We start from the raw sequence: 21,029 nt of genomic DNA on the forward strand, positions 1-21,029 counted from the left end.
GGACGGAACGGAACTCACCTCCTGCGTGGTCGCTCGGCGGGCGCCCGGGCGAGCACCACGACCCCGGCGACGGCGATGGTCAGCCCGGCGACCAGCACGGGCCACCAGCCCGGCCGGACGGGGTCGCCGAGCAGCCAGATGCCCACCAGCCCGGGCACGAGGACCTCGGTGACGGTGAGCAGCGCCGTCATCGACGCGACCTGACCGCGGGAGAGCGCGGACGAGTACCCCAGCAGCCCGACGGCGAAGAAGCCCAGCACGAGGTAGCTGGCTGGCTGCGACAGCAGGCGGGACGGGTCGAGGCCGCCCTGCACGTGCGCGGCGCGCACGGCCAGCGCCGACCCGCCGAACCCCAGCCCGGCGACGACCGCGAGCGGCCAGGCCCGGCGACCGCGCCGCAGGACGAGCACGGCGACGCCCAGCAGCAGCACCGACACCAGCAGCACGACGTCGACGACGGGCGAGCGGGTCGGGGGCCGCGTCCGCCCCGCCGACGCCGCGACGAGCACCAGCCCGGCGAGGCAGGCGAGGACGGCGAAGCGGTCGACGCGCCGCAGCACCGTGCCGAACATGCGCTGCCCGGCCAGCGCCGTCAGCGCGATCGTGCCGCCGAGCACCGCCTGCACCGCGAACACCGGCAGGAACCGCAGCGCCACGACGCTGAACAGCCAGGCCAGGCCGTCGCAGCCCAGGCCGGCCAGGTAGCGCGGCTGCACCGCGATCGGGCGCGACCGGGTGGCCCGCAGCGCGCCGTCGGCCTGCAGCAGCGCGCCGACGCTGTTCAGGAGCATCGCGACGAACGCCGCTCCCACCCCGATCAGCACGTCGACCAGCATGCCGTGACATGTCGGGCGGTGCGGATCCGCACCGCCGTGGGGTCACCCGTCCAGCGCGAGCCGCATCACGGGCTGGCGTCCGTCGAGCGCGTCGGCCCAGCCCACGGTGACCGCGCCCATCCGCTCGTAGAAGCCGACGGCGTGCGGGTCGGCGCCCCACTCCAGGACGCGGGCTCCCGTGGCGGCCGCCCGGTCGCGGGCGTGCTCGAACAGCAGGCGCCCGGTGCCGCGGCCGATCTCGGCCGGGTCGACCCAGAGATCGTCGAGGACGACGGTGCCGCCGCGGTGCAGCAGCGTGCAGAAGCCGACCGGTGCGCCGTCGCGCTCGGCGACGCGGACGTCGTTGGCGCCGAGGACGTCCTCGGTCAGGGCCTGGCCGCGGGCGAACCGGACGAGGAACGCCGGGGAGTACCCCCAGTGACCCTTGGACCGGACCGCCAGTGCGGCCAGCAGCGCGGCTTCCCCCGCGCGCGCCGGCCGCACCGTCGGGGTCACCGCGCGGGCACCTCGAAGAAGCCGCTCATCAGGCCGCCCTGCTCGGGGCCCTCGGTCGCGAACGCCGCGGCGCGCCGCTCCTGCAGTCGCCGCACCGGCCCCCGCGCCAGCCGCAGCCCCACGAGCACGAGGACCGTGGCCAGCAGCGCGGGCACGCCGACGACCAGCGCCACCCAGCCGAACACGAGCGCCGCCAGTGCCAGCGCCGCCACCTCCATCGCGACGACCGCCGCGCCCACCCTCACCACAGGAAACTCTCCACCATCTCGTCCTCGGACCGGTTCGTGCACGAGTCCGGGACCGGCGCGGGGCTCCCCTCCGCACCGGTCCCGGCTCCACCTCCGCCACGGAGGCGGAGGAGTTCTGGTTCAGACCGTCTGGCCCGTGGTGACCGGGGTGCCGGTCGTGCCCGTCGACGACGGCGGGCTGGCCACTTCGGTCTCGGTGTTCGGCGTCCCGGTGCCGGGGTTCGCCGGGGGCGTGGTGCCCTGACCCTGGGCCGGGGTCGTCGTGCCGCCCCCGGTGGTCGGGTCGACGGTCGGCTCGACCACGGGCGGCGGCGGGTCCACCACGGGCGGCGGGTCGACGACGACGGGCGGGGCCGAGGACGCCGGAGGCGTACCGCCGCCGCCGTTCCCTCCGCCGCCGCCGCCGGAGCCCGAGCCGCCACCGGATCCACCGCCGGACGAGCCGGAGCCCGACCCGCTGCTGGAGCCGTTGCCCGACCCGGCACCGGGCGCGGGCTCGGCCGGCGCCTCCGAGGGCTCGGGGGTGACCTCGGGCGTGGGCGAGACCGTGTCGCCGACGGTGCCGACCGAGCTGCCGGACAGCCCGTTCTCCCCGGTCGGCCAGGCCAGCACCGCGATGATGAGCAGCGCGACCGCCACCAGTCCGCCGACGCCGATCAGCACGCCGATCGGGCGGCGGCGCGGCTCGTCGTCGTAGCGGTCGTCGTAGCGCTCGCCGTCGTCGGGGCCGTCGTAGCGGACCGGGGGCTCCGCCCGTGGCCGCGGCGGCGGGGGCGGTGCGCCCTGGCCCGACAGCAGCGCCGTGGCCGGCTCGTGCGTCGGTCCGCCGCGGGGCGGGGTGGAGGGCTGGGCCGCGGCGCCGTGGGGTGCGAACGACTGCGCGGGATAGGACTGGGCGGGGTAGGACTGCGCGGGCGCCGGGGTCTGCGGCACCCCCAGCGGCGGCGTGCCCCGCGAGGGGCGCGGCGGCTGCGGCGCGGGCGCGGCGACGCGGGACGTGACGGGCTCGGCGGCGGCGCCGGCGACGACCGGGATCGACACGCCGGGCCACGACGCCGTGGGCTTGGGCGACACCGACAGCGCGGCGCCCTTCGCGATCGCGTTCTTCGGGTCGGCGTCGACGGCGACCGGGCGCCCCAACTGCTCCGACACCAGCTGCGCGACGAGCGGGATCCGCGACGAGCCGCCCACCAGCAGCACGGCGGTGAGCTGGTCGGGGGTGAGCCCGGCGGAGCCGACGGCCGAGCGCAGCGCGGCGACCGTCTCCTCCACGTAGGGCCGGATCATCGACTCGAACTCGCTGCGGTGCAGTCGCACGGAGCCGCGCGCCGCGGGCAGCAGGACCGGGATGGAGACCTCGGTGTCGCTGCTCAGCGCCTCCTTGGCCTCGGTGCAGTCGCGGCGCACGCGCGCCACGGCCGACAGCGTGGCGGGGTCGGCGGGGTCGAGGGAGGAGAAGACCTCGGGCAGCGCGTCGCGGATGTGCTCGAAGACGGCCTCGTCGAAGTCGATGCCGCCGACGCGGTCGAGGCCCTCGGGGCGCCCGAGCAGGCCGAACCCGGCCGTGCCGGCGCCCGCGCGGGCCGGGTCGGCCTTGCGGACGACGGCGGCGTCGAACGTGCCGCCGCCCAGGTCGTACACGGCGACGGTGGAGCCCGGCTCGATGCGCTCGGCCGCGGCGTAGTGCAGCGCGGCGGCCTGCGGCTCGGCGAGGAACGTGACGGAGACGCCCTGCGCGGCGAGCGCGCCGGCGAGGAGATCGCGCTTGTGCGGGCCCCACGACGCGGGGTGCGTGACGGCGATCCGGCTGGCGGGACCGCCCTCGCGCTCGGCCACGCGGTCGACGACCCAGCGCACCAGGCGCGCCGAGAGCTCCTCGGGGGCGAAGGCGCGGCCGGCGACGACGATCGGGGTGTCGTCGCCGATCCGGCGCTTGAACTCGCGGACGACGCGGTCGGGATCGGTGAGGGCGCGGCGCTCGGCGGCGTCGCCGACGACCACCGAGCCGTCGGGGGCGAGGAACAGCACCGACGGCACGGTCGCGCCGCGCGTCCCGAGCGTGACGACCTCGGGCTCGACCCAGCGCCGGTCGTCGGACCGGCACACCGCTGCGGACGTGTACGTCGTCCCCAGGTCGATCCCCAGCTGGTATCCCATGGTCGTCCCCTCGTGCCCCCGATGGCGCGCCCTACTCCTCGCCATCGGAGGAACACGCCCAGTTGTTAGCCCCCAGTGTCGACCACGACCCGATCGGGGAGTGCATCCCCCAATCCCCTAACGCCCCCCCAACGCCGTTCCCCGGGCGTGACCAGCCGGGAACTGTGGGTGATCCCCGATGGCCCGGAGCCCGCGGACTCCTAACGTTCTCCTCAACGCCGGGTCATCCGGTGACGCGATACCCACCCAGAACGCCTCCCCACACCCTGGAGTCATCATGAGCACCAGCCTCAGCGCCACCATCATGGAGTTCCTGAACAACATCTTCGGTGACCCGGAGGAGCGCGCCGAGTACCTCGCCGACCCGTCGGGCTACCTGACCGACCACGGCCTGGGCGACCTCTCCTGCGCCGACTTCGACGACGCCATCGTGGCCTTCGTCGAGAACAACGGCCGCGACGACGTCAACCTGGGCGGCACCTTCACCAACACGGTCCCCCACGACGGTGAGAGCGACCACGAGGCCATCGCCCGCCACCTCACCGAGATCGTGCACAACTACGGCGACACCTACGTCACCAACGAGGACAACGACGTCTACAACGACCAGTCCTTCAACGGCACGGTCATCGCCGACGGCGACGTCACCTTCGACAACGACATCGTCTCCGCCTCCGGCGACGGCGCGGTGGCGGCCGGCGACGACATCGAGGACAGCAACATCGTCACCGGTGACGACAACGTGATCGGCAACGGCAACCAGGTCGGCGACGGCGCGTTCGGCGAGGGCTCGATCCAGGGCGGCGTGACCGTCGACGACGGCGGCGCCTTCGGCAACAACGGCAGCAGCGCCTCGGGCTCGCAGGACGACAACTCCACGAGCAACGACAACGACCAGGACAACGACACCACGGTCACCACCACCACCGAGATCGACACCGACATCGACACCGACATCGACAACTCGGTGAACGACTCGGGCAACACCGACAACTCGGTGGAGGACTCGGGCAACCTCGACGTCAACGTCGAGGACAACGAGATCGAGCTCTGATCCACCCCTGCACGACACGGAGCCGGCTCCACCCCCGGGGATACCCGGGAGTGGAGCCGGCTTCGCCGTATGGTGGCCCCGTTGCCAGGGGAGGGATGCGTCGGTGGCGGTACCTGCTGCGATGGAGCTCGTCGATCTCGCGGTGCGGGCGTCCACGGCGTACGACCGTCCCGACCTGACGGGCCGGCTGGAGCACACGCGCCGGCGCCTGGAGGACCCGAACGTCCGGGTGCTCGTCGTCGGGGAGTTCAAGCAGGGCAAGAGCCAGCTGGTCAACGCTCTGATCAACGCGCCCGTCTGCCCCGTCGACGACGACCTCGCCACCGCGGTGCCCACGGCCGTCCTCTACGCCGAGAAGCCGTCGGTCACCCTCGTCTGGGACGGCGAGCAGCGCCGCCGCAGCGACGTGCCGGTCGCGAAGCTCGCCGACTACGTCTCCGAGGCGGGCAACCCCGGCAACCGCCAGGGCCTCGCGCGCGCCGAGGTCGGGCTGCCGCGCAACCTCCTCAAGGACGGGCTCGTCCTCGTCGACACCCCCGGGGTCGGTGGCCTCGGCTCGGCGCACGGCGCGGCCACGATGGCGACGCTGCCCACGGCCGACGCCGTCCTGCTCGTCTCCGACGCCTCGCAGGAGTACACCGCGCCGGAGCTGGAGTTCCTGGCCACGGCGATGCGCCTGTGCCCCAACGTCGCCGGTGTGATCACCAAGACCGACCTCTACCCGCAGTGGCGACGCATCACCGACCTCGACCGCGGCCACCTCGCAGGCGCCGGGATCACCGCCGAGCTGTTCCCCGTGTCGTCGGTGCTGCGCCTGGAGGCGGTGCGCAGCGAGGACGCCGAGCTCAACGAGGAGTCCGGGTTCGCCGCGCTGGTCACCTACCTGCGCAAGGAGGTGCTGGCCCGCACCGACGACCTCGACCGCCGCTCCACCAGCCAGGACGTGCTCGCCGTGGCCGACCAGCTGGCCGCGAGCATGCGCGCCGAGCTCGCCGCCCAGCGCGACCCGCAGCGGGCCGGGGCGCTGGTGTCCGAGCTGGAGATCGCGCGCGGGCGCGCCATGGCGCTCAAGGACCGGTCGGCCCGCTGGCAGCACACGCTCAACGACGGCGTGCAGGACCTCGCCGCCGACATCGAGCACGACCTGCGTGACCGCCTGCGCGCCATCGGCCGCGAGGCCGACAGCCTGCTCGACGCCGCCGACCCCGCCGACATCTGGGACCAGTTCGGCCAGTGGCTGGAGGGCCAGGTCGCCACGGCGACGTCGGCCAACTTCGTCTGGGCCGGGCAGCGCGCGGAGTGGCTCGCGGGCCAGGTCGCCGAGCACTTCGCGGCCGAGGGCGACTCCGTGCTCCCCGCGCTGCACACCGGCCGCGGCGAGATGGGCGGGCAGGTGCAGCGCCTCGAGCGCCCCGAGCAGGAGCGCATCGGCCTCGGCCAGAAGCTCTACATCGGCGCGCGCGGCGGCTACGGCGGCATGCTGATGATCGGCCTGGCCACCACGCTGGCGGGGTTCGCGATGCTCAACCCGCTCTCGATCGGCGCCGGGCTGCTGTTCGGGGCCAAGACCGTCCGCGAGGAGCAGGCCCGCCAGCTCGCCCGCCGCACCTCCGAGGCGAAGGCCGCCGTGCGCAAGCACCTCGACGAGGTGACGTTCCAGGTCGGCAAGGACTCCCGCGACATGCTCCGCCAGGTCCAGCGCCAGCTGCGTGACCACTTCACCTCGCTGGCGGAGGAGCTGCAGACCTCCGTCGACAGCTCGGTGAAGGCGGCGCAGAAGGCCGTCAGCGGCGACGAGAACGTCCGCCAGGCGCGCATCCGCGACCTGGAGGCCGAGCTCGCCCGGATCGCCAAGCTGGAGGACAAGGCGCGCGCGCTGGTCCCCGGGGCCCGCAAGGTGCTGGTGTGACCCCGCTCGGGGTGGCCGTGCGCGGGGTGCTGCGCGACGGCGTCGAGGCCTACCGCGACAGCCCGCAGGCCACGGCGTGGCTGCGCCAGCACCTGGCCCGCTTCGAGGAGCCGCTGCGGGTGGCGATCGCCGGGAAGGTCAAGGCCGGCAAGTCGACGTTGCTCAACGCGCTGGTCGGCGAGGAGATCGCGCCCACCGACGCGGGGGAGTGCACGCGCGTCGTCACCTGGTACCAGGACGGGCCCAGCCCCAAGGTCCTCATGATCCCGCGCGAGGGCCGGCCCCGGCCGCTGACGGTGGCCCGCCGCGACGGCGCGCTGACGATCGACCTCGGCGGCACGCCGGCCGAGCGCGTCGACCGGCTGGTCGTCGACTGGCCCTCGCAGAGCCTGCGCACCACCTCGCTGATCGACACCCCGGGCATCGCGTCGATGTCGGCCGACACCTCGGCCCGCGCCGGGGCGTTCCTGGTGCCCGAGGACGCGCCGGCACCGGCCGACGCCGTCCTCTACCTGATGCGCCACCTGCACGTCTCCGACGTCCGGTTCCTGGAGTCCTTCCACGACCAGGGCGTCGCGAAGGCGGCCCCGGTCAACACGGTGGCGATCCTCTCGCGGGCCGACGAGATCGGCGTCGGGCGCCTCGACGCGATGGCCTCGGCCCGCCAGATCGCCGGCCGTTACCGCCGCGACGACAAGCTGCGTTCGCTGTGCCAGACCGTCGTCGCCGTCGCCGGGCTGCTCGCGCAGAGCGGGCGCACGATGCGCCAGGCCGAGTTCACCGCGCTCGCGACGCTGGCCAAGGCGGAGGCGTCGGACACCGAGCCGCTGCTGCTCTCGGCCGACCGGTTCGTCCGGGCGTCGGAGACGGCCCCGCTCGACCCCGAGACCCGGGCCGCTCTGCTCGACCGCTTCGGCCTGTTCGGCGTCCGCCTGGGCATCACGCTGATCCGCCGCGGCACCGACGACCCGGGCGCGCTGTCGGCCGAGCTCGTCAAGCGCAGCGGGCTCGACGAGCTGCGCACCGTGCTGACGACGCAGTTCACCGAGCGCCGCGACCTGCTCAAGTCCCGCTCCGCGCTGCTGGCCCTGGAGCTGGTGCTGGCGCGCGAGCCGATCCCCGCCTCGGTGCCGCTGGCGCGCGAGGTCGAGCGGATCACCGCGGGCGCGCACGAGTTCACCGAGCTGCGCCTGCTCACCGCGCTGCGCACGCGGGTCGTGACGCTGCCCAAGGACGTCCGGGTCGAGGCCGAGCGCCTGCTCGGCGGCGACGGCGGCACCGCTTCCGCCCGGCTCGGGCTCGAGCCGTCGGCCGACCCGGCGCAGCTGCGCGAGGCCGCCCTCGCCGCGCTGGGCGGCTGGCAGCGCCGGGCCGAGAGCCCGCTGTCGGACCGCTCCCAGGTCGGTACGGCCCGCACGCTGGTGCGCACGTGCGAGGGCCTGCTGGCGTCGCTGCCGCGCTGATCCCGGCCGTGCCCGTCAGGTACCGATGATGCCGCGCAGGTGGGCGAACAGCTCGCCCCGGCTCCCCGACCCGAGGCGCTGGCGCATCCGGGACACGTGGTGCTCCACCGTCTTCGCCGAGATGAACAGCTGCTCGCCGATCTGCTTGTAGGTCAGCCCCTCCAGCACGAGGGCGGCGACCTCGCGCTCGCGGTCGCTCAGCACGTCGTCGCGCGCAGGGGCCTGCTGCGTCGAGGCCGGGTCCGAGGGCGCCTGCTCCGGGGCCTGCTCGACGACCTGCAGCGCGCGGGCGGTGCCCAGCAGCGACGCCATGCCCGTCTTGTCGCGCGTGCGGATCGCGGCCTGCCCGGCCAGGCGTCCGCCGTCCCAGGACAGGCCGACGGCGTGCAGCCCGCGCGCGGCGGACTCCACCGCGGCCGGGTCGACCTCGCCGCGCAGCACGAGCAGCCACTGCCGCGCGCCGACCGCCATCGCCGCCGCGTACCGGCTGGTGGACGACCCGGCCTGCAGCGCGGCCACGTCGGGCGCGGCGGCGTCGGGGTTCTGGGCGAACATCGCGGCGTGCACGCCCGCCCAGTGCAGGGGGGCGGCCCACAGCAGCGGGTTGCCGAGGCGGGCGAGCAGCGCCGCGGCCTCGTCGAGGTGCGGCTCGACCCAGCTCTGCTCGCGCAGCCGGGCCGCGGCGACGCGCAGCTCGGAGAGCGGCTGCAGGACGAACAGGTCGACGGGGTGGTGCACGATCGCCTCGCGCGCCCGCGCCCAGCCGACCATCAGCGCGGCCGGGTCGCTCGCGCGCCGGGCCAGCGCCACCTCCAGCGCCGCGGCCAGGAGCTCGTCGCGTGGTTCGAGCCGGGTGCCGACGTCGAGCGCCGCCCGGGCCGCCGCCTTCTCGCCCCGGTACATCGCGATCCAGCCCAGCAGCAGCCGGTGCCGCACGGCCGCGCCGCAGCCGCCCAGCCCGACGCGCTCGGCGCGCTCCAGCACCGACTGCGCGACGGCCAGCTCCCCGCACTGCACGGCGACGAGCGCGGCGAGCGCGGCCGGGGTGTCGGTGAGCAGGGCGGCGCGGTTGGGCGGCTCCATCAGCCCGGCCGCGCGCACCAGCTTCGACATCGCGCCGGTCGGGGCGCCCACCACAGACTCCAGCACGCCCTGCGCCGTCAGCTCCTCGGCGCCCGAGCGCAGCGTCGGTGGGCGGCGGCCCGGCGCGGAGGGTGCGGCGAGGGCGGCGCGGGCCTCGTCGAGCGCGCCCGTGCCCACGAGCGCGGGCACCGCGAGCGCCGGCGCGGCACCCAGCGAGGTCGTCCAGCGGTAGAGCTCGGCGCTGCGGGCGAGGTTGCCCCGGCGCGCGAGCACGGCGGCGGCGACGGCCCCGGCGCGGCGGGCGGCGGCGTCGGACACCGCTCCGTCCGGCCCGTCGACGGCGTCGAGGACGCGGTCGGCGTGGTCGAGCGCGAGGTCGAGCCTCCCGGCGATGACGGCGGCCTCGGCCCGGCGCGGCGCCAGCTCCAGCGGGGCCGCGCCGGCGCGGATCGCGGCCTCGTACAGCTCGTCGGCGGGACCCGCGCCGGTGCGCACGGCCTGGTCGGCGGCGGCGGCGAACACCGCGGCCACCCGCTTCCCGGTGCCGCCCGCGCGCAGCAGCCCCCGGGCGGCGGTCAGCACGTCGCCGCCGCGCTCGAGCTCGATCTCGGCCAGCGCGCGGCGCACCTCGATCGCGGCCGCGGGCGGCGTGCGGGCCAGCACCGCGGCGGACACGAGCGGCACGGCGCCGCCGTCGGCCAGCAGCCGTCCCTCCGCCCACGCCGCCACGACGAGTTCGTCGAGGGCGTCGGCGCCGGGCAGCCCGAGCAGCGGCACCAGGACCTCGGCGTCGCGCGGCGCGCCGATCGCGCGGGCCAGCAGCAGCTCGCGCACTCCGGGGGAGAGCTCCTCCAGCGCGTACCCGAGCTGGGCGAGCAGGTCGGCCGGCAGCTCGCCGGTGCCGGGCAGCTCCAGCAGCAGGTCGACCAGCGCGGGGATGCCGGCCGAGCGCAGCAGCACGGTGTCGAGCACGGCCGGGTCGGGGACGTGGCCGAGCAGGCGCTGCGCGCGGACCGCCAGCGCCCCGCGATCGAGCACGTCGAGGACCACGGGCCGCCCGTGCCGCGACAGCTCCGCGCCCAGCGCGGCCATGGCGCGCGACTCCGGGTGCGGCCGGTGCGCGATCACGATGCGGCCGGTGTCGCCCGCGGCGAGCGCGGTGAGGTGGCGCAGCCGGTCGTCGGGCAGCAGGTGGGCGTCGTCGACGACGAGCGCGGTGCCCGGGTCCAGCGGCTCGCCGGGCTCGGGGGCGTCGCGGCGGACGGGGACGCCCGCGGCGGCCCAGGTGGCGGCCAGCGCGGTGAGGACGGCGGTCTTGCCGTACCCGCCCGGACCGACGACGTCGATGCGGCGGGTCGTGACCGGGTCGCTGGCGACGTCGCGCAGGGCGACTTCGGCACCGTCGGCGAGCGTCGACGCGTTCAGTGTCCGCCTCCCCCTGCGCTGGTCCCCTGCCGGGCGCAGGCGAGCGTAGCGCCGGTCACGCCCCGGGCCGCGGCGCCGTCCGTCCGCCGCCCGATCCCCGCCCGATCGGGTGGCACTGGAAGGATGCGCAGACGTGAGCAGCCCCGACGCGTCCCCCTCGGACGCCACGGTGTGGGCACTGGTGCTCGCCGGCGGCAGCGGGCAGCGCTTCGGCGGCCGGCCCAAGCAGTTCCAGCCGGTCGGCGGCATCCGCATGATCGACCGCACGGTGGCCGCCGCCCGCCGGACGTGCGACGGCGTCACGGTCGTGCTGCCGCCGGGCTGCGGCTGGGACGGCGAACCGGTCGACGCGCTCGCCGAGGGCGGCGACCACCAATCCGAGTCGCTGCGCGCGGGGCTGGCCACCGTGCCCGACGGCACCGGGATCGTCGTCGTCTGCGACCCCGCGCACCCACTGGCCCCCGACGCGCTGTTCACCGCCGTCACCGACGCCGTGCGCCGCGGCGCCGACGGGGCGGTGCCGGTGCTGCCGATCCTCGAGGTGGTGCAGCGCGTCGAGGGCGGGCGCGTCACCGCCACGATCCCCAAGCACGACCTCGTGCTCACCCAGGCACCCCAGGCGTTCCGCGCCGAGGTGCTGCGCGAGGTGCACGCCGACCGTCCCCGGCCGGTCGAGAACTCGGGTCTGCTCGTCGAACGCGGCCACCGCGTCGACACCGTTCCCGGCGACCCCGCGAACCTGCACGTGACCACGCCGGCCGAGCTGGCGATCCTCGACCGGATCGCCTCCGCCGGCGCCGCTCCCGCAACGGAAGGACATCCCTCCTGATGGACCCCCAGACCCCGGTCGTCATCCTCTGCGGAGGCCAGGGCACCCGCATCCGCGAGGTCAGCGAGCGCCTGCCCAAGGGCATGGTCGACATCGGTGACCGCCCGATCCTGTGGCACATCATGAAGCTCTACAGCCACTACGGGTACCGGCGCTTCATCCTCTGCCTGGGCTACAAGGGCTGGGAGATCAAGCAGTTCTTCCTGGACTACCGCGCGCACCTGGCCGACTTCACGCTCAGCCTCTCCGACGGCGACCACGAGCCGCAGTTCGCCTCCGGGCGCGGCGACGAGAACTGGGAGATCACGTTCGCGGAGACCGGTCTCGAGGCCGGCACGGGCGCGCGCCTGCGCCGCATCCGCGACTACATCGACACCCCGCACTTCATGATGACCTACGGCGACGGCGTCAGCGCCGTCGACATCGAGCAGCTCGCGCAGCTGCACGAGAAGGCGGGCCGGATCGGCACCGTCACCGGTGTGCACCCGACCTCGAAGTTCGGGGAGATGCGGGTCGACGGCGACGTCGTCGCGGAGTTCAACGAGAAGCCCACGCAGGTCACCGGCTGGGTGAGCGGCGGCTACTTCGTATTCGACCGCAGCTTCCTCGACGACTACCTCGACGACTCCGAGGGCCTGTTCCTGGAGGCCGAGCCGCTGCAGCGCCTGGCGCGCGACGAGCAGCTCACCGTCAACAAGCACGAGGGCTTCTGGGCCGCGATGGACACCTACAAGGACTACCAGGCCCTCAACGAGCTCTGGGCCAAGGGCGACGCCCCCTGGAAGCTCTGGGACTGACGCTCGGCGGTGTCCCTCAGCGGGCGGCCGTCAGGAGCTGCATCCACTCCTGGCGGCCCACCGTCGAGGGCGGGCGCATCGAGCTGCTCGCCACGAGCGCCTCGACGGCCTGCTCGGCCTCCCCGCCCTCGCCCGCGCGGACGGGCGCGGCGAGCAGCGGCCACGACTCGCCACCGATGATCCCGTTGACCTCCTCGGTGGCGTGGTCGGCCTGGAAGCGGCGCACCGACTCGGCCATCGGCGCGGAGAACGCGCCGTCGACGGCCACCTCGGTGCGCCCTGCCGCGCGGAGCAGGTGCTGCGCCGCGCGCACCACCGGCCCGCGGTCGTCCTCGCGCAGCACCGGCCAGGACGCGGCCCGCACCGAGGAACCCTCCACGCGCCGACCCAGCGCGTCGCCGACCTCGCCGCGCAGCCGCGGCAGCATGCCGTAGAGGACGTCGCCGGGGCAGAGCGTGTCCTTGAAGTCGCGGTGGCCGTAGATCTCGGTCGGGGCGATGCCGTACTGGCCGCAGATGTAGGCGCACATCTCGCGCAGCCGGTCCCACAGCACGCCCGTCGGCTCGGTGTCGGTGTAGGTGCCCTCGTTCTCGATGCCGACGGCGACGAAGTTCTGCCCGGTGCAGTGCGCGCCCTCCACCTGCTGGCGCCCGCCGCGCAGCACCTCGAGGCTGCGGTGGCGCCCCTCCAGTACGAAGCCGCCGCGGCTGATCGTGAAGTGCTGGCCGGAGTCGAGCCAGCCGCGCCGGTCCATGTGGAAGTTCTGGATGCCGCGGGCCAGCGAGTCGGCGGCGCCGCGGGAGAGGTCGACGACGTTCGGGGTGGCCGTGTGGTGCACGAGGATCTTCACCGGCCGCTGCGTGACGACGTTGACGATCCGGCTGTTGGGTCGCGCGCCCCACGCCGCGCAGTCGAGGATCGGGGGCGCGGGCGCCGCGGCGTGCGCGGTGCCCGGCAGGGCGGCACCGGCCAGCAGGGCGGCCCCGCCGACCAGAAGGCTACGCCGCGTGATGCGCGCTGCACTCATCGTTACTCCCCCTGTGCACCATCCGAACCAGGAGAACCCTCTGCCCCTCACGCACCGTGCACAACGGCCGGACACCAAGGTGTGATCACCCGGCAGGCGGACAGCGGCGGGCGGTATCCCCTCTTGCCCTGGTTACCGATGAGTAATACGCTGTGGTTACCGACGGGTAGAAGGAGACACGGGGCCATGGGCCACTTCAGGAGCAACCTGCGCGACCTCGAGTTCAACCTCTTCGAGGTGTTCGGCGTCCAGGAGCGGCTCGGCAGCGGACCGTTCGACGGCGTCGACCTGCAGACCGCCCGCGACACCCTCAAGGAGCTCAACGCCGTGGCCACCGGGCCGCTGGCGGAGCCCTTCGCCGACGCCGACCGCAATCCGCCGGTGTTCGACCCGGCCACGTTCTCGGTCACGCTGCCGCAGTCGTTCAAGGACTCCTACAAGGTCCTCCTGGACGGCGAGTGGTGGCGCCTGGGCCTGCCCGTCGAGCTGGGCGGCTACGGCATCCCGCCGACCGTGCAGTGGGCCGCCGCGGAGCTGATCCTCGGCTCGAACCCGGCCGCGTTCATGTACATGGCCGGCCCCAACTTCGCCTCCGTGGTGCACCGCAACGGCACCGAGGAGCAGCAGCACTGGGCCGAGCTCATGATCGAGCGCGCCTGGGGCGCCACGATGGTGCTCACCGAGCCCGACGCGGGCTCCGACGTCGGCGCCGGCCGGACGAAGGCCGTGCAGCAGGCCGACGGCACGTGGCACATCGACGGCGTCAAGCGCTTCATCACCTCGGCCGAGCACGACATGGCCGAGAACATCATGCACCTGGTCCTGGCCCGCCCCGAGGGCGCGAAGGTCGGCACGAAGGGCCTCTCGCTGTTCCTGGTGCCCAAGTTCCACTTCGACACGCAGACCGGCGAGCCCGGCGAGCGCAACGGCGCCTTCGTCACCGGCGTCGAGCACAAGATGGGCCTCAAGGCCTCCACCACGTGCGAGCTGACGTTCGGCCAGCACGGCACCCCGGCCGTCGGCTGGCTGCTGGGCGAGGTGCACGACGGCATCGCGCAGATGTTCGAGGTCATCGAGCACGCGCGGATGCTGGTCGGCACGAAGGCGATCGGCACGCTCTCGGCGGGCTACCTCGCCGCACTGGAGTACGCCAAGGAGCGCGTCCAGGGTGCCGACCTGCCGCAGATGCTCGACAAGACCGCGCCGCGCGTCACGATCACCCACCACCCCGACGTGCGCCGGCTGCTCATGACGAACAAGGCCTACGCCGAGGGCCTGCGCGCCGTCTACCTCTACACGGCCACCTTCCAGGACCGGATCCGCGTCGGGAAGGAGGCGGGCGAGGACGTCGCGCTGGAGGAGCGCGTCAACGACCTGCTGCTGCCGATCGTCAAGGGCGTGGGCTCCGAGCGCGCCACCGAGCAGCTGCCGCAGGCGCTGCAGGTCCTGGGCGGCTCGGGCTACCTGCAGGACTACCCCCTCGAGCAGTACATCCGCGATGCGAAGATCGACTCGCTGTACGAGGGCACCACGGCGATCCAGTCGCTCGACCTGCTCTTCCGCAAGATCGTGCGCGACAACGGGCAGGCGCTGGGTCACGTCACCGGCGAGGTCCAGGCCTTCCTGGATGCCGAGTCGGGCAACGGGCGGCTCAAGGAGGAGCGGGCGCTGCTCGCCACCGCGCTGGCCGACGTCCAGGGCATGCTCGGCACGCTCACCGGCTACCTCATGGCGAGCGCGCAGGACCCGTCGAGCATCTACAAGGTCGGGCAGCACAGCGTCCGGCTGCTGATGGCGCTGGGCGACCTGCTCGTGGGCTGGCTGCTGCTGCGCCAGGCCGACGTCGCCCTCACCGCGCTCGGCGGCGAGGTGAGCGCCAAGGACCAGGCGTTCTACGAGGGCAAGGTCGGCGTCGCGCGGTTCTTCGCCAAGACCCAGCTCCCGCTGCTCACCAGCCAGCGCGCGATCCTCGAGCAGGCCGACAACAGCCTGATGGAGCTGTCGGAGGCCGCGTTCTAGGCAGGGCCTCCAGGTCCGCTCGTAGTCGGCCAGGCCGCGGACGCCCTGCTCGGGCGGTGGCACGTCGACCATGACGATGTCGTCCGCGTGGTCGGGGAGCACCCCGGGCAGGTGGCCGTCGTGGACGGCCGTGACCGCGCCCTCCGCGCACCCACCCAGCTCGCGGTGCTGGTCCTGCGCGAGGTGCTGGGGTTCTCGGCGCGAGGTGCCGAGCAGGTCGGCGCGTCCCCTGACGCGGTCCACAGCGCATTGCGGCGCGCCCGCAGGGCGCTCGACCCGGCGGTCGCTACGCCGCAGCGCGACGCGCGAGCTCGGCGACGAGGCGGGTCGCCGCGCTCGTCGCGCGCTGGACCGAGGCCTGGCACGCCGCCGACGCCCGGTGGTCGATGCCGCCGCTGCCCTAGGCGTCCGCGGCCGTGACGACGTCCGCGCCTTCCTCCTGAGTGGCCCGCTGCGGTGGTAGTGGCTGCCTCGACGCGCTCACCGTGCGGGACGGGCGCGTGGCCGCGGTGACCGCGTTCCTCACCGCCGACCCCCCTCTTCGGGCTGCCGGCGGACCTCGGGGCGTAGCCCGCATGTGGGCGAGGAGCCTCCCGTTGTCCTGATTGGACAGGCTGGGTCAACCTGATGATCGGTGGGTGTCCGCGCAGGCGGGGAACGGGCCAGTCCTCTTCGACGACCGGTTCCCCCGGACGTCGTCGTGCGGCTGTGCCAGCGCTGCGTCAGCGTGCACCTAGCGTGATCAGTCAGATCGTGTCGTCACACGACCTCGACCGACGTCTCCGATCAGTACATCTAGATCCGTACAGCCACACCGCGTTCGACGGTTCTCCACAGATCGATGTCTTTCGGTGTTCGGCCGGGCGCCGCCGTCGTTCCTCCGCCGGACCCGGAACGGATGTCGGAGGTGTAGCGACGACCGGTCGGGGTCGTCGTCACGATTCCTTCCGGAGTCATCTCGGCCCGCCATCCACGCGTTTCCCGGACCTGGTTGTGGAACACGCAGAGCCCGCGCCCGTTGTCGAACTCGGTGGGTCCGCGGTCGGCCCAACGGCGGATGTGGTCGATGTGGCGGATCGGGGCGTCGCAGTAGGGCTCCCGGCACCGGTCGCCGTCGCTGGCTCGGACGAGCGAGGCGAGTCGGCCGGTGAACAGGCGGCTGCGGGAGTCGCCGCCGATGACGACCCCGTCGCGGGTGACGAGCCGTCGCCAGGTCCTGCGGCCCCCTCCGCTGGTGAGCAGGGAGATCGGGACGGGCCCGTGGCCGGGGAGGTGCGCCGGCAGCGGGCTGCCGGCGCCGACCAGCGCCTCGACCGGCACCACGACCTGGATCTCGACGTTCACGTCGCCGGCGTGGGTCTGCCCGGTGAGGCGTTCGACGAGGGTGTCGGCCATGATCTGCCCGCGGCCGCGGGTGACCGGTTCGGGGGCGGGCCGCCACCTCGTTCACCGCGGCCGCCAGCGCTGCGTAGCAGGCCACGGTTTCCTCGACCGGCAGGTGGGCGGTGAGGTCGGCCATGCCGTCGGCGGCCGGCCGGACCGAGACCCGCCTCCCGGTGCGGGCGGCGCGGCAGCGGGCGTGGAACTTCTCCGGTGCGACTCGGGCGGCGAGGGAGCGGGTCAGGTCGTGGATCCGCCGGACGCCCAGCGTTTCGACCCGCTGCTGCGCCAGCAGCTCGTCGACCTCGGCCCGCTCGTCGGTGGAGAGGTGGGCGGTGGCGGCGACGATGGTGGCCGCCTTGTACTCGCTCAGCGCACCGGCGGCGTGCAGCTCCCGCACCCGGGTGTGCCCGTCGTGCAGGTCCCGCGCGATCCGCATGCGTCGACGGCCCTCGGTCGGCGACACCCGGCACGCGAGTCCGACCCGGGCGGCGATGCTGCGTTCGAGCGCTTCCGGATCGACGGTTCCCGCCGCGGTCTGCGATTCCGCGTGTGCTCGTGCGAAGGCGAGAACAGCCTCGGACTGCTCGGCGGCGATCGCCGCCTTCTGTTCTTCGAGTCGCGCGATCCGTTCGACGAGCAACACCTCGGAAGGTGTGCCGGAACGGATCGCTGCCATACCTGGATCCTACCCGGCGTGACGCGCAGAAGCGAACGATTGTTCGAACCGTTCCCCTGGATTCTGCGCGATCGATCCGAGAACGCGACCATTCCACAGCCGGGCGGGAAAGGGGCGGGCGCGCGGTGCACATGAACCAGCCGTGCCCAGCCGCACCCCCGAAATCGATCACGACGCCGGTCCGGTGGTGCGCTCGCGGAAGGGGGTGAGGCCCATCCCCGCCCGGGCGGCCGGCGGAGAACGGGAGTGCGATCGAGAGGGCCTGGCCGAGCAGGCGACGGCTGCGTCCGGTCGTCGGTGCAGGCGCCGACGACCAGACGGTCCGTTGCGCAGGACGGCGCTCCCGCCCACCGTCGTGAGCGGTAACCGTGGCCAGGGCCGCGGTTACCGCTCACGGGCGTCAGCTCGCGATGTAGCTCTGCAGCTGCTCGCGCTCCTGCTCCAGCATGTCGATGCGGGTCTTCACCAGGTCGCCGATGCTGACGATGCCGACGAGCGCGCCCTCGACCACCACCGGCAGGTGCCGGAACCGGCCCTTCGTCATGACGGCCGCGAGGCCGGCGGCGTCGTCCTCGGGGGTGCAGGTGGTGACGGCGGTCGTCATGATGTCGGCGACCCGCGACTCCAGGACCGCCGCCCCGCCGGCGTGCAGGCGGCGCACCACGTCGCGCTCGGAGACGATCCCGATCAGCTCCGCGGCGTCGACGACCGGCAGCGCGCCGACGTTGCGCTCGGCCAGCAGACCCAGGAGCTCGGCCACCGTCGCCGTGGGGGGGACGGTCACCACCTCGGAGCCCTTGTTCCGTAGTACGTCCGCTATGCGCATGGCGTCCCCGATCCGTCGTTGGATCCCCGAGGGTACGAACGCGGCCGGGGTCGCGGAAGACCCCGGCCACGGACGGGCTACGGCAACAGCGCTGCTCAGCCCCCGCAGACCACCCGCGGGGACGGGTTGTAACGGGTGGTGGTCGTCGGGTCGGTCCGCACCTCACCCGTCCGGACGTCGGTGACGCGCCGGGTGTCGGTGATGGTGAACCCGGGGGCGCCCTGGCTCGGGGCGCACGGCTCGCCCTCGGGCACGTTGACCGTGTTCGGGCTCGTCGGGTTCGTCCGCGGCCCGGTGAGCGACTCCACCTCGTAGTACTTGGTGCCCAGCAGGCGGACCGTCAGCGACGACGGCGTCCACGCGGTCTGGATCAGCACCGCGGTGGGGGTGTCGTTGCGGAACCGCATGTCGATGGCACCGTCGGCGATGGTCGCCTCGCGGCCCGGGGGGTAGCGGCTGATGTAGAAGCTGTGGGCGCGGTGCTCGACGTCGGTGAGTCCGGCGAAGTAGGCCGCGTTGTACAGCGTCGTGGACACCTGCGACACCCCGCCCGCGATGCCGCGCGCAGGCTGCCCGTTGTCGATGACGCCGGCCTCGACGTAGCCGTTGGCGGGCGTGCGCGGCCCGGTGGCGGCGTCCAGGCTGAACGTCTCGCCGGGACCGACCACGACGCCGTTGATCAGCTCGGCCGCCCGGCGGATGTTGATCCCGGAGTCGGCGGCGAACCCGCCGGTCTGGTACTCGCTGATGACGCCGGCCGTGCCCAGGGCCTGCAGGTCCTCGGTGGTGACGTCGGCGGGCTGGTCGGAGTACACCGCGGTGATCTCCCGCGGGCCGGTGCCGGTGAGCACGGCCAGCAGGTCGGCCAGCGTGGCCTCGTAGTCGACGCCGCGCCCGTCCTGCGACGGGACGACGGTGGCCGGGTTGGTCGAGAAGTCCAGGCTCGCGTCGACCGGCTCGCGCTCGGACCCGGCGAGCTGGTCCTCGAGGGCGTCGGTGACGACCGTCGGGTTGAGCACCGGCTCGAGGCCGCCCTCGGGGGCGGGCTCGAAGCTCAGCGCCGCGGCGATCACGGCGGGCTCCAGGACACCCTGCGAGCCCTCCTCGCCGATGACCGTGACGGGCGCCGACACGGCGGGCCGGGCGACCTCCTCGATCGCCGTGGCGACGTCCTCCGGCGTGGTGAGCGCGGGCAGCGGGAACAGCGGCAGGTTCACCGGCCGGCCCGACGCCCAGTCGCGCGCCAGCACGTCGAGCGCGTGCTCCTTGTCGAGCTGCTGACCGGGGACCGGGTCGACGGCGACGGGAGTGACACCGTCGAAGCGGACGGTGCCCTCGACCGGTTGCCGGTCGACGATCGGGCCGAGCTCGCCCAGCGCCCCGTCGACGGCGACGCGGTCGACCGTGGTGGCCACGCCGATCTCGCGCTGGGTGAAGAACGAGGTGATCCGCGTGATCGGGTTGAGCGGCTGCTCGCCCGCGCGGTCGAGAGTGCCCTCCCAGTCGACGGCCAGGCCGGCGGTGGTCGGGTCGATCTGCGTGCCGACCTCGCCGACGGTGACCTGCACGGGCACCGTGGTGCGCGGCTCGATCTGCGTGCGCAGGGTCTGCTCGGCGTCGGCCAGGCTCAGCCCGCCGACCGGGACGCCCGCGACCGTGACCCCGCGGGGCACCGATCCGGAGCTGATGAGCAGGTCGGCGACGTAGACCAGCGCCAGCACGGCGACGACCGCGGCCGCGATGAGCAGCGGCAGGCGGCGGCGGCGGCGCTGCGGCGGCTCGCCGTCCGACGGGCGCGAGGGCGGGCCGCCGCCGGCACCGGGTGTGACGGGGATGCGCTCGGTGGGCGGGTCGTGGGGGTCGACGACCGCGGTGGCGCCCGTCCCGGTGGGCCCGGCCGCGGAGCCGAGGGAGATGACCTGCGTGGCCTCGGAGTCCCAGCTGCGCGGGCGCTCGCCCTCGCCCGGTGCGGCCTCGGCGGGCGCGGCGTCGGGACGTGGGGTGTCGACGCGGGTGGTGTCGGCGTCCGCACCGGCGGCGGTACCCGCACCCGCGGTGGCCCCCGCGGCGGCGGCCACCGCGACCGTCGGCGCGTCGGTGGCTGCAGGCGTGGGGTCGGCAGGCGTGGGGTCGGCGGGGGTGGGGCGCGTGGGCCCGTCCTCGGCGGCCGGCACCGGTGTGGGGGTGGCGGCGTCGGGTGGGGAGGCGGCGGGGGCCGGAGCGGGCGTCGGCCGGGGCCGCGGCCGCGGCGAGGCGGCGGGGGCGGCGGCGGGCACGGCGGTGGTGGCGGCCTCCGCGGGGGAGGACCCGGCCGCGGGCGTCTCGTCGGCGGACGCGGCGGACGCGGCGGCGGCGGACGGCGCAGCGGCGGCGGACGGTACTGCGGTGGTCGGGGAATCGGCCGCGGCGTGCCCCGGCGTCATCGACGGGCCGTCGCCGGGCGGGGTGATCGGGTCGAACAGCGATGCCGACGCCGGCGCCTCGCGCAGGACCGGACCGCCCTGGCCGTCCTCGGCGATGTCGACGGCGCGCTCGCCCGTCATCACCGGCTCGCTCCCGTCGGGCGCTCCGTCACCGGGGTCGGCGGGTGCGGGGTCGACGGCCTCGCGCTCCGCCGCGACCTGGTCGGCCACCTGCTCGGCGACGGGCGCCGCAGGACCGCCGGACGCCGGGGCGCCGTTCACCGCGCCGGAGCCGGCGTCGTCCCGCGCACCGTCGTGGGCGTGGGTGGAGCTGCCGTTGGTCGATCCGTCCGTCACTGGACGGGTCGTCGCCTCGCCGGGCGAGGGCTGCCGCTCGGGC

Annotated in this window: 15 protein-coding genes; 6 read left to right on the plus strand and 9 right to left on the minus strand. The window is 74.6% G+C overall.

Annotated features, from left to right (window positions below; all coding sequences use genetic code 11):
- Positions 1-14: 14 nt before the first annotated feature.
- From I4I82_RS16125 to I4I82_RS16140, 4 genes are all read right to left on the minus strand, one after another.
- Complete coding sequence (locus I4I82_RS16125; protein WP_218592062.1) at positions 15-836, minus strand: hypothetical protein; 822 nt, start codon at positions 834-836, stop codon at positions 15-17.
- Positions 837-878: 42 nt separating this feature from the next.
- Positions 879-1,331 (minus strand): GNAT family N-acetyltransferase, encoded by a 453-nt coding sequence (locus I4I82_RS16130; protein ID WP_218592061.1) that lies wholly within the window; start codon positions 1,329-1,331, stop codon positions 879-881.
- Positions 1,328-1,576: a hypothetical protein gene (locus tag I4I82_RS16135; RefSeq protein WP_218592060.1), complete on the minus strand. Its 249-nt coding sequence runs from the start codon at positions 1,574-1,576 to the stop codon at positions 1,328-1,330. The genes I4I82_RS16130 and I4I82_RS16135 overlap by 4 nt, the downstream gene beginning before the upstream one ends.
- A 123-nt stretch (positions 1,577-1,699) precedes the next feature.
- On the minus strand, positions 1,700-3,736 hold the full coding sequence (locus I4I82_RS16140; protein WP_218592059.1) for an Hsp70 family protein: 2,037 nt from the start codon (positions 3,734-3,736) through the stop codon (positions 1,700-1,702).
- Positions 3,737-4,013: 277 nt separating this feature from the next.
- Between I4I82_RS16140 and I4I82_RS16145 the strand changes: the two genes are divergently transcribed.
- The 3 genes from I4I82_RS16145 to I4I82_RS16155 all read left to right on the plus strand — a co-directional run bounded on the left by I4I82_RS16145 (position 4,014) and on the right by I4I82_RS16155 (position 8,162).
- Positions 4,014-4,790 (plus strand): hypothetical protein, encoded by a 777-nt coding sequence (locus I4I82_RS16145; protein WP_218591585.1) that lies wholly within the window; start codon positions 4,014-4,016, stop codon positions 4,788-4,790.
- 103 nt (positions 4,791-4,893) lie between these two features.
- Entirely contained in the window at positions 4,894-6,699 is a 1,806-nt protein-coding gene (locus I4I82_RS16150) for a dynamin family protein (RefSeq protein WP_218591586.1), read from the plus strand.
- Positions 6,696-8,162, plus strand: coding sequence for a dynamin family protein (locus tag I4I82_RS16155; RefSeq protein ID WP_218591587.1), 1,467 nt, complete (start codon positions 6,696-6,698; stop codon positions 8,160-8,162). The genes I4I82_RS16150 and I4I82_RS16155 overlap by 4 nt, the downstream gene beginning before the upstream one ends.
- 15 nt (positions 8,163-8,177) lie before the next feature.
- On the opposite strand, the gene I4I82_RS16160 is transcribed toward I4I82_RS16155, so the two are convergent.
- Positions 8,178-10,838 (minus strand): helix-turn-helix transcriptional regulator, encoded by a 2,661-nt coding sequence (locus tag I4I82_RS16160; protein ID WP_218591588.1) that lies wholly within the window; start codon positions 10,836-10,838, stop codon positions 8,178-8,180.
- On the opposite strand from I4I82_RS16160, the gene I4I82_RS16165 reads away from it, so the two are divergent.
- Together I4I82_RS16165 and I4I82_RS16170 are read left to right on the plus strand one after the other, a co-directional pair.
- Positions 10,804-11,499, plus strand: a complete 696-nt coding sequence (locus I4I82_RS16165) for an IspD/TarI family cytidylyltransferase (RefSeq protein WP_218591589.1) — start codon at positions 10,804-10,806, stop codon at positions 11,497-11,499. The two genes, I4I82_RS16160 and I4I82_RS16165, sit on opposite strands and share 35 nt — an antisense overlap.
- A complete protein-coding gene (locus I4I82_RS16170; protein ID WP_218591590.1) occupies positions 11,499-12,296 on the plus strand; it encodes a glucose-1-phosphate cytidylyltransferase in 798 nt (265 codons plus the stop codon). Before I4I82_RS16165 ends, I4I82_RS16170 begins: the two co-directional genes overlap by 1 nt.
- 16 nt (positions 12,297-12,312) lie before the next feature.
- Here I4I82_RS16170 and I4I82_RS16175 read toward each other — a convergent pair whose 3' ends face one another.
- On the minus strand, positions 12,313-13,323 hold the full coding sequence (locus I4I82_RS16175) for a peptidoglycan recognition protein family protein (protein WP_218591591.1): 1,011 nt from the start codon (positions 13,321-13,323) through the stop codon (positions 12,313-12,315).
- Between the two features lie 186 nt (positions 13,324-13,509).
- Here I4I82_RS16175 and I4I82_RS16180 point away from each other — a divergent pair, with 186 nt between their 5' ends.
- Positions 13,510-15,342, plus strand: a complete 1,833-nt coding sequence (locus tag I4I82_RS16180) for an acyl-CoA dehydrogenase (RefSeq protein ID WP_218591592.1) — start codon at positions 13,510-13,512, stop codon at positions 15,340-15,342.
- 742 nt (positions 15,343-16,084) lie between these two features.
- On the opposite strand, the gene I4I82_RS34995 is transcribed toward I4I82_RS16180, so the two are convergent.
- The 3 genes from I4I82_RS34995 to I4I82_RS16195 all read right to left on the minus strand — a co-directional run bounded on the left by I4I82_RS34995 (position 16,085) and on the right by I4I82_RS16195 (position 20,986).
- Positions 16,085-17,401: a DUF222 domain-containing protein gene (locus I4I82_RS34995; protein ID WP_218591593.1), complete on the minus strand. Its 1,317-nt coding sequence runs from the start codon at positions 17,399-17,401 to the stop codon at positions 16,085-16,087.
- Between the two features lie 400 nt (positions 17,402-17,801).
- Complete coding sequence (locus I4I82_RS16190; protein WP_218591594.1) at positions 17,802-18,227, minus strand: CBS domain-containing protein; 426 nt, start codon at positions 18,225-18,227, stop codon at positions 17,802-17,804.
- 95 nt (positions 18,228-18,322) lie between these two features.
- Positions 18,323-20,986 carry a VanW family protein gene (locus I4I82_RS16195; RefSeq protein WP_218595839.1) on the minus strand — a complete coding sequence of 888 codons (2,664 nt, stop codon included), beginning with the start codon at positions 20,984-20,986 and terminating at the stop codon, positions 18,323-18,325.
- Between the last annotated feature and the right edge of the window lie 43 nt (positions 20,987-21,029).

Source organism: Pseudonocardia oceani (genome assembly GCF_019263585.2).
GTDB classification, from domain to species: domain Bacteria; phylum Actinomycetota; class Actinomycetes; order Mycobacteriales; family Pseudonocardiaceae; genus Pseudonocardia; species Pseudonocardia oceani.